We start from the raw sequence: 14,102 nt of genomic DNA, 5'->3' as shown, positions 1-14,102 counted from the left end.
TGCGCTCCTTATCGATACATATAGTCCCGGGTGAACGGGTATTGTGATTGTGCACCAGGCATGGTCCCTGTCGTCATCGATCTATCGGGCATGACAGCCAGCATCTGGTGCAGCGCCACCCAGCTGTGCTCAAAACCGGTGGCGCAACCGGCCAGGTAGAGGCGGTAGGCGCGCAAGGTCTTGGCCGCCTGCGCGGGGTTGCCCTTGTGCGAGAGGATGGCCAGCGCCTCATCGAGCTGCGCCTCCAGCGCATCGGACCAGGCCCACAAGGTCTTGGCGTAATGGGGGCGCAGGTTGTCGGTGTCCACCATCTCCCAGCCGGCATGGGCCATCTCTTCGAGCACGGCGCTGACATGGATCAGCTCGCCGCCAGGGAAGATGTATTTCTCGATGAAATCGCCCATGCCCGCGCCCAGCTGTTCGTTGTCGGTGCCGCCAGCGGTGATGCCGTGGTTCATCAGCAAACCGCCGGGCTTGATCAGGCGCTTGAGCACGCTGAAGTACTCCTGCATATGCGCGCGGCCCACATGCTCGAACATGCCCACCGAAGCGATCTTGTCAAAGGGCTGGTCCACCTGCAGTTGGCGGTAGTCGGTCAGCAGCATCCGGACCCGGCCCTGCAGGCCTTTTTGTTCGATCAGCCGGTTGACATAGGCATGCTGGTTCTTCGACAAGGTGATGCCCGTGCCCTCGATGCCGTAGTGCTCGGCTGCCCACAAGAGCAGACCGCCCCAGCCGGCGCCCACATCCAGAAAACGTTCGCCGGGCTGCAGCCGCAGCTTGCGGCAGATCAGATCGAGCTTGGCCTCCTGCGCCTGCGCCAGGCTGTAGCCGGGCTCGGCATAGTAGGCGCAGGAGTAGACGCGGCGCGGGTCCAGCCACAGGCCGTAGAAGTCGTCCGAGACGTCGTAGTGGAACTGGATCTGCTCGGAATCCTTGGTCAAGGTATGGAGCGCTGCCGAGCGGGAGCGCGCCAGCAGCCGGCTCCACCAGGTCGAGCGCGCGGCCACCGGGTCGGCGGGCATCAAGGCCACCGCTGCGGCCATGGCATCGCGCATCGTGCCTTCGATCTCGACATGGCCCTCGACGATGGCCGCGCCGACCACCCCCACATCGCCCGCCGCCAGCGAGGCCAGCGCCGCCGCATTGTGGCAGCGGATACGCACTTGCGCCTGGTCCGGTGGACCGATCCATCCGCCCTGGGGCATGGAGATGGCAACCGACACTGGCAAACCCGCCAGCTTCTCTTCGAGCTTGGACTGCAGGATATTCATGGCACTTATTGTGTGGCGCCGCTTCGCGCCGTCAATGGCATTTGTCTGACACACCTACTGACAGCATATGTATAAAAGATACAGCGAGCAGCGCCGATCAAGCGCGCTTAGCATTGCCCAGCGACCATGTCCACATCCCTGCCCTCCGACCCGACCATCCCTTCAAACCCCGCGATTTTGCAGGGTTTGGCCGCGCTGCAAGCGCGCTTTCCAGACCAGGAATGGGTGGTGCTGCAAGCCGACCCGGATGCCTGCCATGTCTGGCGCCTGGCGCCGCAAAACGCGTCACCTATCCGACACGATCTGCCACTGGGCTATGGCCAATTGGCAACACAGTACCTGAGCCGCCCACCCGTGGGCGCCGGCCAGGTGGAGCAGGTGATTGAGCTGGTCGAGGACCAGATCATGCCGCTGACCCGCAGCTGGCCAGCGCCGGGGCCCCAGCTGGCTTTGCTGTGCCGCGCGCCGGACATGGCAGCCCTCGCGGCGCAGCTGCCCGATCCGCAAGCTGCCCTGCAGACGACCGACGCCATCGAGCAGCTGTTCAACCGCTATGCCCACCAGATGATGGGCGGCAGCCGCAGCGGCCTGCAGCTGGCGCCGGCGCAGGCGGCGCTGTTGGTCTTGCTGCGCGAATGCCTGCACCACTGGGGCTGCCAGCAGGTCGCGGTGCAGGACGCTCAGCTGGAGATCAGCGCGCCTCGCGGCTGAGCCCATCGACGGTCTGGAACAGCGCCTGCCGCGCCTGGCTGATGATCTGCCCCTTCCAGGCCACGCTCTCGTCGTAGAACGCTTCGCGCATCTGCTGGTGGATAGCGGCTTGCTGGTCTGCCGGCGCCTCGGGGTGCTGGTGCAGCCAGTGGTCGGCACGCAAGGCATCCAAGGTGGCATGCACCGGCAGCACGCCGTACTCCAGGGCCATGCCGGTAAAGGCCGCCTGCGGGCATTCCTGCGCCACGCTGTTCCACAGCAAGCCGGTCAGCGGCGGCGACGAGGAGCTGCCGTCATCGATCGAGGTAACTGGCGTGGCGCCGGCGCCATCCCACCAGCGGCGCGCCCGCGCCAGCATGACCGCATCGCCGGGCGGGCCGGTAAAGATACGCTCGCCATAGCCATTAGGGCCCAGGCCGGTGTGCACATCGATCCAGGCAATCTGGCGTGCCGCTTGGCCGTGCTGGCGCAGCACCTGGCGCAGGGTCTGGTTGCTCCAGGTGGGGGCCTGGCCGCCAAAGAACACGCCCTGCGGATGGCGGTACTGGCCCTGGGCCACAGCGGCCTGCCAGGCCTTGAGGCCATGTGCGTCGATAAAGTCCTGCATCGCCTGCTGCACCTGGGCCGTGGGCGGCCACTGGGCCGGCACGATCACGTCGTGCAGCTGGTCATAGGCCGGGTTGCCCGGCAGCGGCTGGGAGAAATCGACAAAGTTGCGGTTCAGGTCGACGTTCTCCTGCGTCACACGCCGGCCGTAGGAAAAGCCATGGGGATTGAGCGCATGCACATAGAGCACGGCCACGCCGGCACTGCGCGCCTTGTCCAGCCACTCGGCATCGCGCAGCGCATAGACCTGCACGCCGCTGCCGCAATAGCCTTCGATGCCATGGCAGGCACTGCTGAGGATCAGCAGCTGGTCGGCATCGGCCGGGCCATCGCGGGCCACATCCATGGCCAGCGCTTCGCCCTCTACCCCGGTCAACGGATGGGACTGAGACTGCAGCGCCATTCCGGCCGAGGCGGCAGCCTCGAGAAACTGCTGGCGTGCTGCAGCATAGCTGGCTGAAAAGGCTTGTTCTACGGCGCTCATGCGGCGATTCCTTCATGGCTGATGTCGGCATTGACCATGCGCTCGACCTGCACCGCACAGTCATAAAAGGACGGTGCGCGTCCGATATCGGTCAGTTGCTGGTGGGTCAGCTCATTGACGTTGGTGCCATTGGGCCCATCCTTGCGCCACCAGATGCCCAGCCCCACCACGACGCCGGGCCGGGCGCGGCCGTTGATGCTGGCATGGCAGACATGCTCGCCCCGGTCGTTGAACACGCGCACCAGATCGCCATCGGCAATCTCTCGGCTTTGCGCATCGCTGGGGTGCATCTCCAGCATCGGGCGCACTTCGGCACTGCGCAGCTGGCGCACGTTGACGAAGGTGGAGTTGAGAAAATTGCGCGCCGGCGGCGAGATCATCGCCAGCGGGTGGCTGGCCGTGGGCAGCTCATGGTTGGGCAGGTAGTCGGGCAAGGGGTTGATGCCCATGGCCTCCAGCGCCGCGCTGTGGAACTCGCACTTGCCCGAGGGCGTCGCAAAGCCGCCCTCGGCAAAAGGGGCGTCGGGCAGGTCCTGCGCGACAAAGCCCTGGTCCAGCAGCTGCTCGAACGGGATGCGCGTGGGATCGACCGCCTGGCGGCACAGCTCCTCGTCGCTGTCGGCAAAATGCGGCGCGGCAAAGGCGCTGTCGTAGCGCGCCATTTGGGCTGCCAGGTCGCGGAAGATCTGGGCATTGCTGCGCGCCTGGCCCAGCGGCGCAATGGCCGGGCGGTTGAGCAGCACATCGGTGTGGCCGTAGCTGGTGTGGATGTCCCAGTGCTCGAGCTGGCTGGTGGCGGGCAGCACATAGTCGGCATAGTCGGCCGTGTCGGTCATGAAGTGCTCCAGCACCACGGTGAACAGGTCCTCACGCGCAAAGCCCTGGACCACCTTGGCCGAATCGGGGGCGACGGCTACCGGGTTGCTGTTGTAGCAGAGGAGCGCTGCAATCTGCGGGCCGAACTCAGCACTGGCGGGCTTGAGCAACGCATCGCCAATCGTGCTCATGTTGATGGTGCGGGGCTGGCGCGCGCCCAAGAGCGCCGGCATCTGCAGCGCCCCCCGGCGTGCCGGGGCTGACGAGGAGCTCGACAGCAGCAGGCCGCCTGCGCGGTGGCGCCAGGCGCCCACGAGCGCTGGCAGGCAGGCGACCGCGCGCACGGCATTGCCGCCGCCGCGCGTGCGCTGCATGCCGTAGTTGAGGCGAATGGCCGCCAGCTCGGTCGTGCCGTAGTCGCGCGCCAGGCTGCGGATCTGCGCGGCATCAATGCCGCAGACCTGGGCGGCACGCTCGGGTGGCCACTGCAAGGCACGCTCCTTCAGCGCATCCCAGCCCAGCGTGTGCTGGGCGATGTAGTCGTGGTCCAGCCAGTCGTGGGTGATCAGCTCATGCATCAGTGCCAGCGCCAGCGCCGCGTCGGTGCCGGGCAGCAGCTGCAGGTGCTCATGGCATTTGTCGGCGGTCTCGCTCTTGCGCGGATCGATGCAGACCAGCTTGGCGCCATGGCGCTTGGCCTCCATCGCATAGCGCCAGAAATGCAGGTTGCTGCCAATGCTGTTGCTGCCCCAAATCAGGATCAGCCGGCTCTCGGCAAAGAACTGCACCCGCATGCCCAGCTTGCCGCCATAGGTGTGCAGCAAGGCCTCGGACCCCGCGCTGGCGCAGATGGTGCGGTCCAGCAGCGAGGCGCCCAGCTGGTGGAAAAAGCGCCGGTCCATGCTCTCGCCCTGCACCAGGCCCATGGTGCCGGCATAGCTGTAGGGCAGGATGGCCTGCGGATCGGTTTGCGCAATGCGGTGCAGCCGTTCGCTGATATCGGCCAGCGCCTCGTCCCAGCCCACCGGCTGGAACTGGCCGCTGCCCTTGGGCCCCACCCGCTTCATCGGCTGCAGCACCCGGTCGGCATGGTAGCTGCGCTCGGTGTATTTGCTCACCTTGGCGCAGAGCACGCCGCCGGTATGCCCATGCGCGGGGTTGCCGCTGACCTTGGTGGCCACGCCATCGACCACCGTGGTGACCAGCGAGCAGGTGTCGGGGCAGTCATGGGGGCAGGCCCCCAAAACGGTAGTGGTGGCAGCGGAAGTGGTCATGGCAGTGGCGGCGCCCAGAAGGGCGCAAAATCGGGGGGAGAGTTGTGCTGCACATGGTAGCGCCAGATGGCAGGGGCTGGGGTCGCGTGCAGCACGTTTTTGAGCGGGGCCCAGGCCCAGGCCCAGGGTTATTCCCAAGACATTTCAGCGCAGGGGCGCCCGGCTTTGCTGCACCATAGAGGGCTTGGCACGCCGCCCGCCAACACCTTGGCCCCCCAGGCGCCGCCAGACAGATACACCCCCATGTAGCCAACAGGATTTTCCATGAAGCTGATTGATTCCATCGTGGCCGAAGCGGCCAGCATCGCCCAGATCCGCAAAGACATCCACGCCCACCCGGAGCTGTGCTTTGAAGAGGTGCGCACGGCCGATCTGGTGGCAGCCAAGCTGACGGAATGGGGCATTCCGATCCACCGCGGCCTGGGAACCACCGGCGTGGTCGGCATCGTGCACGGCAAGGACGGCGGCGCCAGCGGCCAGGCCGTGGGCCTGCGCGCCGATATCGATGCGCTGCCGATGCAGGAGTCCAACACCTTTGACCACGCCAGCCGCCATGCCGGCAAGATGCACGCCTGCGGCCATGACGGCCACACCGCCATGCTGCTGGCCGCTGCCAAGCATTTCTCCAAGTTCCGCGATTTTGACGGCACGGTCTACCTGATCTTCCAGCCCGCCGAAGAAGGCGGTGGCGGCGCGCGCGAGATGATCAAGGACGGCCTGTTCGAGAAATTCCCGATGCAGGCGGTGTTTGGCATGCACAACTGGCCCGGCATGGCTGCCGGCAATATGGCCGTGAGCCCCGGCCCGGTGATGGCCTCCAGCAACGACTTCAAGATCACCATCACCGGCAAGGGCGGCCACGGCGCGATGCCGCACATGGGCAACGACCCCGTGCCCATCGCCTGCCAGATTGTGACCGCCTTCCAGACCATCATCACCCGCAACAAGAAGCCGCTCGATACCGGCGTGATCTCCGTGACCATGATCCACGGCGGTGAAGCCAACAACGTCATCCCCGACCGCGTGGAGCTGCAAGGCACGGTGCGCACCTTCCGCACCGAAGTGCTGGACCTGATCGAGTCACGCATGCGCCAGGTGGCCGAAGGCTGCTGCGCGATGAACAACGCCCAGTGCGAGTTCCACTTCAACCGCAACTACCCCGCCACCGTCAACAGCGCTCCCGAAGCCGAGTTCGCCCGCCAGGTGATGGTCGACATCATCGGCGCCGATAAGGTGAAAGCGCAAGAGCCCACGATGGGCGCCGAAGACTTCTCCTTCATGCTGCAAGCCAAGCCCGGCGCCTACTGCTTTATCGCCAACGGCGAAGGCGACCACCGCGCCATCGGCCACGGCGGCGGCCCCTGCACCCTGCACAACCCCAGCTACGACTTCAACGACGACCTGATCCCCCTGGGCGCCACCTACTGGGTAGAGCTGGCCACCAAGTGGCTGGCCCAAGCGAAGAAATAAGCGAAGCAAAGCAAGCAAAAAGCGCCCGAGGACACCCCGGGCGCTTTTTGCATTCGACACCCCATGTGCAACAGCCAACTCCAAAATCTGCACACCCGCCCCGGTATGCCGGAGCGGGCCCAAGAAGCAAGCGCAGCGCCCACGCCACCACCCCAACGCCGAGATAGGGCTTGAGACGAGGCGTCGCAGGCGCAGACAGTACGCCTGTACGGCAAGCCTGCGCAACGAAGGATCAGGCCCTATATCGGCGCCTCCGCAGGACTAACAGCCCAAAACTCAAAAACTCAGAACAGCGCCAGCCCAAGCATCAGATGAAATGAAACAGTCCGCCGGAGCGGGCTCAAGAAGCAAGCGCAACGCCCAACCCCACCACCCCAACGCCGAGATAGGGCTTGAGACGAGGCGTCGCAGGCGCAGACAGTACGCCTGTACGGCAAGCTTGCGCAACGAAGGATCAGGCCCTATATCGGCGCCCCCGCAGGACTAACAGCCCAAAACTCAAAAACTCAGAACAGCGCCAGCCCAAGCATCAGATGAAATGAAACAGTCCGCCGGAGCGGGCCCAAGAAGCAAGCGCAGCGCCCAACCCACCACCCCAACGCCGAGATAGGGCTTGAGACGAGGCGTCGCAGGCGCAGACAGTACGCCTGTACGGCAAGGCTGCGCAACGAAGGATCAGGCCCTATATCGGCGCCCCCGCACGACTAACAGCCCAAAACTCAAAAACTCAGAACAGCGCCAGCCCAGGCATCAGATGAAATGAAACAGTCCGCCGGAGCGGGCTCAAGAAGCAAGCGCAACGCCCAACCCCACCATCCCAACGCCGAGAAAGGGTTTGAGACGAGGCGCGCAGGCGCAGACAGTACGCCTGTACGGCAAGGCTGCGCAACGAAGGATCAGGCCCCATATCGGCGCCACAGCACGATTAACGGTCAGAACACACGCCAGGGAAAAAGCCTCAACACCCCAACTGATCCGCCAGATCCAACAAATCACGACAGTGGTAGGTGTTGTCGGGTTGGGGGGTCACATCTTTGGGCTGGTTGGCTCCATACTCCAGCGGCCGTTCAACATAAGCCGTCTGCAACCCACACTGACGCGCCGCCGCCAAATCACTGTGATGCGCAGCGACCAGCATCACGGAAGCAGCCTCCACCCCAAAAACATCCGCCACACCCAGATAAGCCCGGGGATCGGGCTTGTAAGCCTGAAACACTTCGGCCGACAACACGCAATCCCAAGGCAGCCCGGCGTTCTTGGCCATGTGGGTGAGCAAGGCAATATTGCCGTTGGACAGCGGCGTAATGACAAAGCGGCTTTTGAGCCGCTGCAGGCCGGCAACGGCATCCGGCCAGGGCGCCAGCCGGTGCCAGACCCGGTTCAGGTCGGCACGCTCGGCCTCGGGCATGTCGCCCAGCCCAAACTGCGGCAGGATGCCGTCCAGAATGCGGCGGTGCAGCGCATCCATGCGCGTCCAGCCCAGCTGGCCCTGGCGCACCAGGTCCATCGCGGGCTGGTAGCCCTTGCGCCAGGCCAGTGCAAAGGCATCGCCATCCACCTGGGGGTAGCGGGCGGCCATTTCGCGCGCGATGCTGCCGTGCCAGTCCACCACGGTGCCAAATACGTCAAACGCCAGAATCTGGGGGTGCGCTACAGCCATGGGTGGGTTTCCAACAAAGAAAAAACACGGCCGAGCATGCGCCAGCACGGGCAGGCGCCCTATCGCGAAGGTGTCAGCCGAGGGTTCTTTGAGAGCGCAGGCACAAAAAAAGCGCGATGTCTAGGACATCGCGCTTGGTGACTTAACTTTTTTAACCCGAATGGTTAACCAACTGGCGCTTCGATTTTAACGCAATTCGACAATTTTTAACTAATCTAATTGAATATTGTTGGTTTTTATCACGGGGCCGAGTTTGTTACGCTCGGACACGAGGAATTTGTCCATCTCGCTGCGGCTCGTCGGCGTCACTTCCAGTCCCATGTCTTCGAGGCGCTTGACGACGGCCGGGTCCTTCAACGTGGCCTGCAGCTGCTCGCTCAAGCGGTTCACCCGGTCCTCAGGCGTAGCCTTGGGGACGACCAGGCCCTGCCAGGCATAGGCCTCAAAGCCCTTGACACCCTGCTCGTCGAGGGTAGGCACGTCCGGAAACACCTTGGAGCGCTGCGGCGTCGCAATGCCGATGGCGCGCAGCTTGCCCGCCTGGATGTTCTGGAAGCCGGCGACCGAGTCGACAAACATGAAGGGCACCTGGCCGCCCAGGACATCCTGCACCGCAGGCGCCGCGCCCTTGTAAGGCACATGCACCAGGCTCAGCTTGACCTGCTCCTTGAAAATCTCGGTCGCCAGGTGGTGGGGCGAGCCGGCGCCGGGCGTTGCATAGCTGACGCCACCCTGCTGCGCCTTGGCCCAGGCAGTGAATTCGGCCAGGTTCTTGATCGGCAGCTTGGGGTTGACGACGAGGATCAGCGGAAAGCGCACCAGCATGCCCACCGCCGCAAAGTCCTTCTCAGCGCTGTAACTGAGCTTTTGGTACAGGTAGGCATTGGCCGCCAAGGTGCCGGTGTCGCCCGTCAGCAAGGTGTAACCATCGGGCTTGGCACGGGCGGCGTAATCGGCACCAATGTTGGTGGCCGCGCCAGGCTTATTGAGGATGATGATCGACTGGCCCAGGGCCTTGGCCATTGGCTCGGCCACCACGCGGGCGACCACATCGGAGCCGCCGCCTGCCGCATAGGGCACGACCCATTCAATGGGACGCTCGGGGTAGGCGGCATGGCCAAGAGCGGGCAAGGCCAGCGCGGCGGCAGCCAGTAGCTGGCGCAGGGAAAAAGGGGTGGGCATGGTGTTGTCTCCTGTCAGTAATCTTTGTTGTCTCAGCTGCGCGGGGCTACGGGCGCCGCCGGGGCCTGATGGCATTGTCCACCTGCCCCCAGCCCCTCACCTGTCGCTTACAGCGTACGCGCCGGCAGCATCTGGCCTTCGCAAGGGCCAAATCCGATGCGGGCAGCACCGGGCCGTTCGCACCAGCCGCGCAGCACCACGGCGTCGCCGTCTTCCAGCCAGGTGCGGGTCTCGCCATTGGGGAGGGTCAGCGGCTGCTTGCCGCCCACGGTCAGCTCGATCAGCGCGGCGGCCTGGTCCAGGCTCGGGCCGGACAAGGTGCCGGTGCCCAGCAGGTCACCGGGCTGCAGGTTGCAGCCGTTGACGGTGTGGTGGGCGACCAGCTGCGCCACGGTCCAGTAGGCATGGCGGTAGTTGGACTGGGTGATCTGCACCGCTGGCTGGCCGGCGGCGCGCATCTTGGACGTCTGCAGGTCCACGGCCAGCGCGATGTCGAAAGCGCCGGCATCGCGGTTGTGGGCGCTGTCCATATAGGGCAGCGGCTGCGGATCGCCTTCGGGGCGCGCAAAGGCGACGCGGTAGGGGGCCAGCGCCTCCAGGGTCACCACCCAGGGCGAGAGGGTCGAGGCAAAGTTCTTCGACAGAAACGGGCCCAGCGGTTGGTATTCCCAGGGCTGGATGTCGCGCGCCGACCAGTCATTGAGCAGGCACAGGCCAAACACATGGTCCTCGGCCTCGCCGATGCTGACGGGCTCGCCCAGCGCATTGGCTTGGCCCATGAAGATGCCCATTTCCAGCTCGATGTCCATGCGCGCGCTGGCCTTGACCGTCGGCACCGCGGCATCGGGCGCCTTGGTCTGGCCCACCGGGCGCTTGAACGGCGTGCCCGAGACCACGATGCTCGACGAGCGGCCATGGTAGCCAATGGGCACCCACTGGTAGTTGGGCAGCAAGGGGTTGTCCGGGCGGAACTGCTTGCCGATATTGGTCGCGTGGTGGATGGAGGTGTAGAAGTCGGTGTAGTCGCCAATCCGCGCGGGCAGGTTGTACTCGGCCTGCGCTTGCGGCACCAGGAAGCCCTGCCACTGCGCCTGCTCGGCCGCGCCCACGCGCAGGCCGCGCGACAGCGCCAGGCGCAGTGCGCTCCAGGCCTGGGGGCCCAGCGCCATCAAGGCGTTGAGCGAAGCCTGCGCACCCGCCTCGGCGGCGCGCTGCGCATCACCCGTCAGACTGCCGCTGGCGGCCAGCGCCTGCAGGTCGACAATCTGGTCGCCAATGGCGACGCCGCCGCGCCAGGCCTCTTGGCTGCCTTGGCGGCGAAAGCTGGCAAAGGGCAGGTTCTGCAGCGGAAAATCGCTGCCAGCGGCCTGGGCGCTAGGAACCCAGCTTTGCAGCGCGGGGTCATGGGTTTCGTTGAGCAGGGTCATGCTTGATGTCTCCAAGTGGGGGAATCGCCTCAGGCTTTGCGCTGGGGCTTGAAATGCTTTTGCAGCCCTTGCCAGCAGCGGTAGTACTCATGCTGCAGCTGCACCGTCTCCAGCGCGTAGGCGGTGGGCTGGATAACGGCCGGGGTCTCGAACATAAAGGCCATCGTGTTGTCGATGTAGTGCGGCTTGTGCGTGTCGGCCTGGCTGGCTTTGTCGAAGGTATCGGCATCGGGCCCGTGGCCGCTCATGCAGTTGTGCAAGGAGGCGCCGCCGGGCACAAAGCCCTCGGCCTTGGCGTCGTAGGCGCCCTCGATCAGGCCCATGAACTCGCTGGCGAAATTGCGGTGGAACCAGGGCGGACGGAAGGTGTCCTGCGCCACCAGCACGCGCGGCGGGAAGATGACAAAGTCCAGCGCATCCACGCCGGGCAGCGCGGTGGGCGATTGCAGCACCAGAAAGATCGACGGATCGGGGTGGTCGTAGCTGATCGAGCCGATCGTGTTGAAGCGGCGCAAATCGTATTTGTAGGGCGCGTAGTTGCCATGCCAGGCCACCACATCGAGGGGCGAGTGGCCGATGTGCGCCGACCAGAAGTGGCCGCGCAGCTTGGCCACCAGCTCGAAGTCGCCCTCCTTGTCCTCGTAGGCGGCGACCGGCGTCTGGAAATCACGCGGGTTGGCCAGGCCGTTGGAGCCGATCACGCCCAGGTCGGGCAGCTTGAGCAGCTCGCCGTAGTTCTCGCAGATATAGCCGCGCGCCGTGCCGTCGAGCAGGGTGACGGCAAAACGCACCCCCCGGGGCACCACGCAGATCTCTTGCGGCTCCACCTCCAAGGTTCCCAGCTCGGTGGCAATCTGCAGCCGCCCCTGCTGGGGCACGATCAGCAGCTCGCCATCGGCGTTGTAGAAGTAGCGCCCCTCCATGCTGCGGTTGGCCGCATACAGGTGGATACCGCAGGCGGCATTGCCGGCCATGCTGACGATGCCCTGCAGAAAATCGCAGGGCGCATCGGGCAGTGGCAGCGGATCCCAACGCAGCTGGTTGGGCGGCGTGGGCACCTCGTCAAAGCCGCCAGTGACATGGCTTTGCCAGCGCGGCAGGGCCAGCGGCGCAAAGGGCTCATGCATGGCGCCGGGGCGGATGCGGTAGAGCCAGCTGCGGCGGTTGCTGTGGCGTGGCGCAGTAAAGGCCGTGCCCGACAGCTGCTCGGCATACAGGCCCAGCGGCGCGACCTGCGGCGAATTGCGCCCCACGGGCAGCGCACCCGGCTCGGCCTCGGTCGCCCATTCATTGGCAAAACCTGTCATATAGTGCCGGGGCTCGGCGTTCAAACTGCGCATGCATGTCTCCTTTCAGTCGTTGTTGGGGCGGGTGTGCCGGCCGTGCAGACCTGGCGGTGAAGCGATCACTAGGAATCCCTAGGGAAAATACTGGACGTGGGCGTGCCCTGGGCGCTTCCGCAAAGCGGGGCTCCGTGACATAGTCGCGGTAGCTGTTTTCCCAGCCAGCATTGATACAAAACCAAGGAGACGCGTTGAACACGCCGCTGGACCGTACCTATACCCACCGCCTGCATGCACTGGCCAAAGTCACCGACCGCACCACCCAGATGGTGTACGAGGAAGAGGTGGGCATTCCTATCAGCGAGGCCCGCTGCCTGGCAGCCATTGGCGCGTTCCATCCCCTGTCGGTCAATGACCTGGCGATGCGCGCCAACCTGAACAAGGCCCAGGCCAGCCGCTCCACCCAGGCCCTGGTCGAGCAGGGCCTGGTGCTCAAGCAAGCCAGCGAAGTCGATGGACGCGGCGTGGTGCTCAGCCTCACGCCCAAGGGCTGCGAATGCTGGGAAAAAGTGATGGTGGTCATCGCCCGCCGCAATGAAGAGATTCTCTCGGCGCTGACGATCGACGAGCGCGAGCAGCTCAGTGTGCTGCTCGACCGCCTGCTGCAGCACGCGCGCCAGACCAGCCTGCCCGAGTAGCGCCGCCCTGCGGCCCGCAGGGCTGCATGCACGGCGCCGCAGCGGCTGCGTCCGCCGCAGGCATGCATGCAGCCTGGCCGTCATGCAGCGGCCTCCGGCTCGGCCACGGCATCGGCCTGCGTCTGGTAGAGCGAGGCCACGTTCTGGTCAATCGCGCCAAACAGGCTGTGGCCGTCCTTGCCCTTCATCTCGATGCGCACCGTGTCGCCAAACTGCATGAAGCCGGTGGTGCTCTTGCTTTTTTGCAGCACTTCCATGCTGCGCTTTTCGGCAATGCAGCCGTAGCCCTTGGGCCAGTCCATGCGGCCGTGCTTTTCGGCGCCGCTGTTGCTGACGGTGCCGCTGCCCAGCACGGTGCCGGCGCGCAGGTGGCGCGTCTTGGCGGCATGGGCGATCAGCTGGCCAAAGTGAAAATCCATCTCCGGGCCCGCATCGCACATGCCGACCTTGCGGCCGTTCCAGCTGGTCTGCAAGGCCAGGTGCACCTTGCCGCCGCGCCAGGCGTCGCCCAGTTCATCGGGGGTGATGGCCACCGGGCTGAAGGCCGTCACTGGCTTGCTCTGCACCAGGCCCGCGCCCTTGTCCTGCTCGGCCGCCTGCAGCTGGCGCAGGCTCACCGGGTTGGCCAGCATCAGCAGGCGCACGCTGTCGAGCGCATCTTCGGGGCTGCTGTCTTGCTTCACATCGCCGGTGATGACGGCCAGCTCGGCCGAGAAATCAATGCCCATGGCCTCGCTGGCCACGACGATGTCGTCGCAGGGGCCGATGAAGGCGTCGCCCGCGCCTTGGTGGACCAAGGGATCGGTCTTCAGCGCAGCGGGCAAATCCTCGCCCGGAGCCTGGCGCAGCAAGGCCACATGGCTCAGGTAGGCGGCGCCACAGAGCCACTGGTAGGCGCGCGGCAGCGGTGCCATGCACTGGGCGGGGTTGAAGTCAAAACTGTGGCGCGCGCGGTCAGCATTGAGCGCGTCGTACAGATCCTGCAGCTGGGGGGCGTAGAAATACCAGTCGTCGAGCACCTGCTGGAGGCGGTGCGCAATTCCGGAGGCGTAATGGGCCGTGCGCAGGTCGCGCGAGACGACGACCAGCTGGCCGTCGCGCGATCCGTCTTTATAGCTTGCAAGCTTCATACCGGTGTCTCACAGTCAAACATGCCTCTATCGTGCCAGATTGCCCCCGGGCTGGGTGCTTGGCGCAGCCCTTGCACATGCCGATGG

Annotated in this window: 11 protein-coding genes; 3 read left to right on the top strand and 8 right to left on the bottom strand. The window is 65.3% G+C overall.

From position 1 onward, the window contains the following. Window positions 1-8: 8 nt before the first annotated feature. Window positions 9-1,274, bottom strand: a complete 1,266-nt coding sequence (locus N4T19_RS18625; protein ID WP_182344786.1) for a class I SAM-dependent methyltransferase — start codon at window positions 1,272-1,274, stop codon at window positions 9-11. A gap of 126 nt (window positions 1,275-1,400) precedes the next feature. Here N4T19_RS18625 and N4T19_RS18620 point away from each other — a divergent pair, with 126 nt between their 5' ends. Further along, window positions 1,401-1,985 carry a hypothetical protein gene (locus N4T19_RS18620; protein ID WP_260718750.1) on the top strand — a complete coding sequence of 195 codons (585 nt, stop codon included), beginning with the start codon at window positions 1,401-1,403 and terminating at the stop codon, window positions 1,983-1,985. Here the strand turns inward: N4T19_RS18620 and N4T19_RS18615 are convergent. Beyond that, window positions 1,966-3,075 carry a M14 family metallopeptidase gene (locus N4T19_RS18615; RefSeq protein ID WP_182344784.1) on the bottom strand — a complete coding sequence of 370 codons (1,110 nt, stop codon included), beginning with the start codon at window positions 3,073-3,075 and terminating at the stop codon, window positions 1,966-1,968. The two genes, N4T19_RS18620 and N4T19_RS18615, sit on opposite strands and share 20 nt — an antisense overlap. Then, complete coding sequence (locus tag N4T19_RS18610) at window positions 3,072-5,165, bottom strand: molybdopterin-containing oxidoreductase family protein (RefSeq protein WP_260718749.1); 2,094 nt, start codon at window positions 5,163-5,165, stop codon at window positions 3,072-3,074. Before N4T19_RS18610 ends, N4T19_RS18615 begins: the two co-directional genes overlap by 4 nt. A gap of 264 nt (window positions 5,166-5,429) precedes the next feature. Here N4T19_RS18610 and N4T19_RS18605 point away from each other — a divergent pair, with 264 nt between their 5' ends. Continuing rightward, the gene (locus N4T19_RS18605) at window positions 5,430-6,635 is read left to right on the top strand and encodes a M20 aminoacylase family protein (RefSeq protein ID WP_021028679.1); all 1,206 of its coding nucleotides are present in this window, start codon (window positions 5,430-5,432) and stop codon (window positions 6,633-6,635) included. A gap of 958 nt (window positions 6,636-7,593) precedes the next feature. On the opposite strand, the gene N4T19_RS18600 is transcribed toward N4T19_RS18605, so the two are convergent. The 4 genes from N4T19_RS18600 to hmgA form a co-directional block, all read right to left on the bottom strand. Further along, on the bottom strand, window positions 7,594-8,295 hold the full coding sequence (locus N4T19_RS18600; protein ID WP_116926162.1) for a haloacid dehalogenase type II: 702 nt from the start codon (window positions 8,293-8,295) through the stop codon (window positions 7,594-7,596). Window positions 8,296-8,505: 210 nt separating this feature from the next. Further along, complete coding sequence (locus N4T19_RS18595; protein WP_182344779.1) at window positions 8,506-9,477, bottom strand: Bug family tripartite tricarboxylate transporter substrate binding protein; 972 nt, start codon at window positions 9,475-9,477, stop codon at window positions 8,506-8,508. A gap of 107 nt (window positions 9,478-9,584) precedes the next feature. Then, window positions 9,585-10,904 (bottom strand): fumarylacetoacetase, encoded by a 1,320-nt coding sequence (gene fahA / locus N4T19_RS18590; RefSeq protein WP_116926160.1) that lies wholly within the window; start codon window positions 10,902-10,904, stop codon window positions 9,585-9,587. 29 nt (window positions 10,905-10,933) lie between these two features. After that, window positions 10,934-12,244, bottom strand: coding sequence for a homogentisate 1,2-dioxygenase (hmgA, locus tag N4T19_RS18585; RefSeq protein ID WP_116926159.1), 1,311 nt, complete (start codon window positions 12,242-12,244; stop codon window positions 10,934-10,936). 194 nt (window positions 12,245-12,438) lie between these two features. Here hmgA and N4T19_RS18580 point away from each other — a divergent pair, with 194 nt between their 5' ends. Continuing rightward, complete coding sequence (locus N4T19_RS18580; RefSeq protein ID WP_021025643.1) at window positions 12,439-12,885, top strand: MarR family winged helix-turn-helix transcriptional regulator; 447 nt, start codon at window positions 12,439-12,441, stop codon at window positions 12,883-12,885. A gap of 80 nt (window positions 12,886-12,965) precedes the next feature. Here the strand turns inward: N4T19_RS18580 and N4T19_RS18575 are convergent, their stop codons facing one another. Further along, the gene (locus tag N4T19_RS18575; protein WP_260718748.1) at window positions 12,966-14,015 is read right to left on the bottom strand and encodes a fumarylacetoacetate hydrolase family protein; all 1,050 of its coding nucleotides are present in this window, start codon (window positions 14,013-14,015) and stop codon (window positions 12,966-12,968) included. Window positions 14,016-14,102 lie beyond the last annotated feature (87 nt).

The organism is Comamonas squillarum (assembly GCF_025309455.1).
GTDB classification, from domain to species: Bacteria; Pseudomonadota; Gammaproteobacteria; order Burkholderiales; family Burkholderiaceae_C; genus Comamonas; species Comamonas squillarum.
Note: the sequence above shows the minus strand (reverse complement) of the source record. Positions and strands in the feature narration are given on the sequence as shown.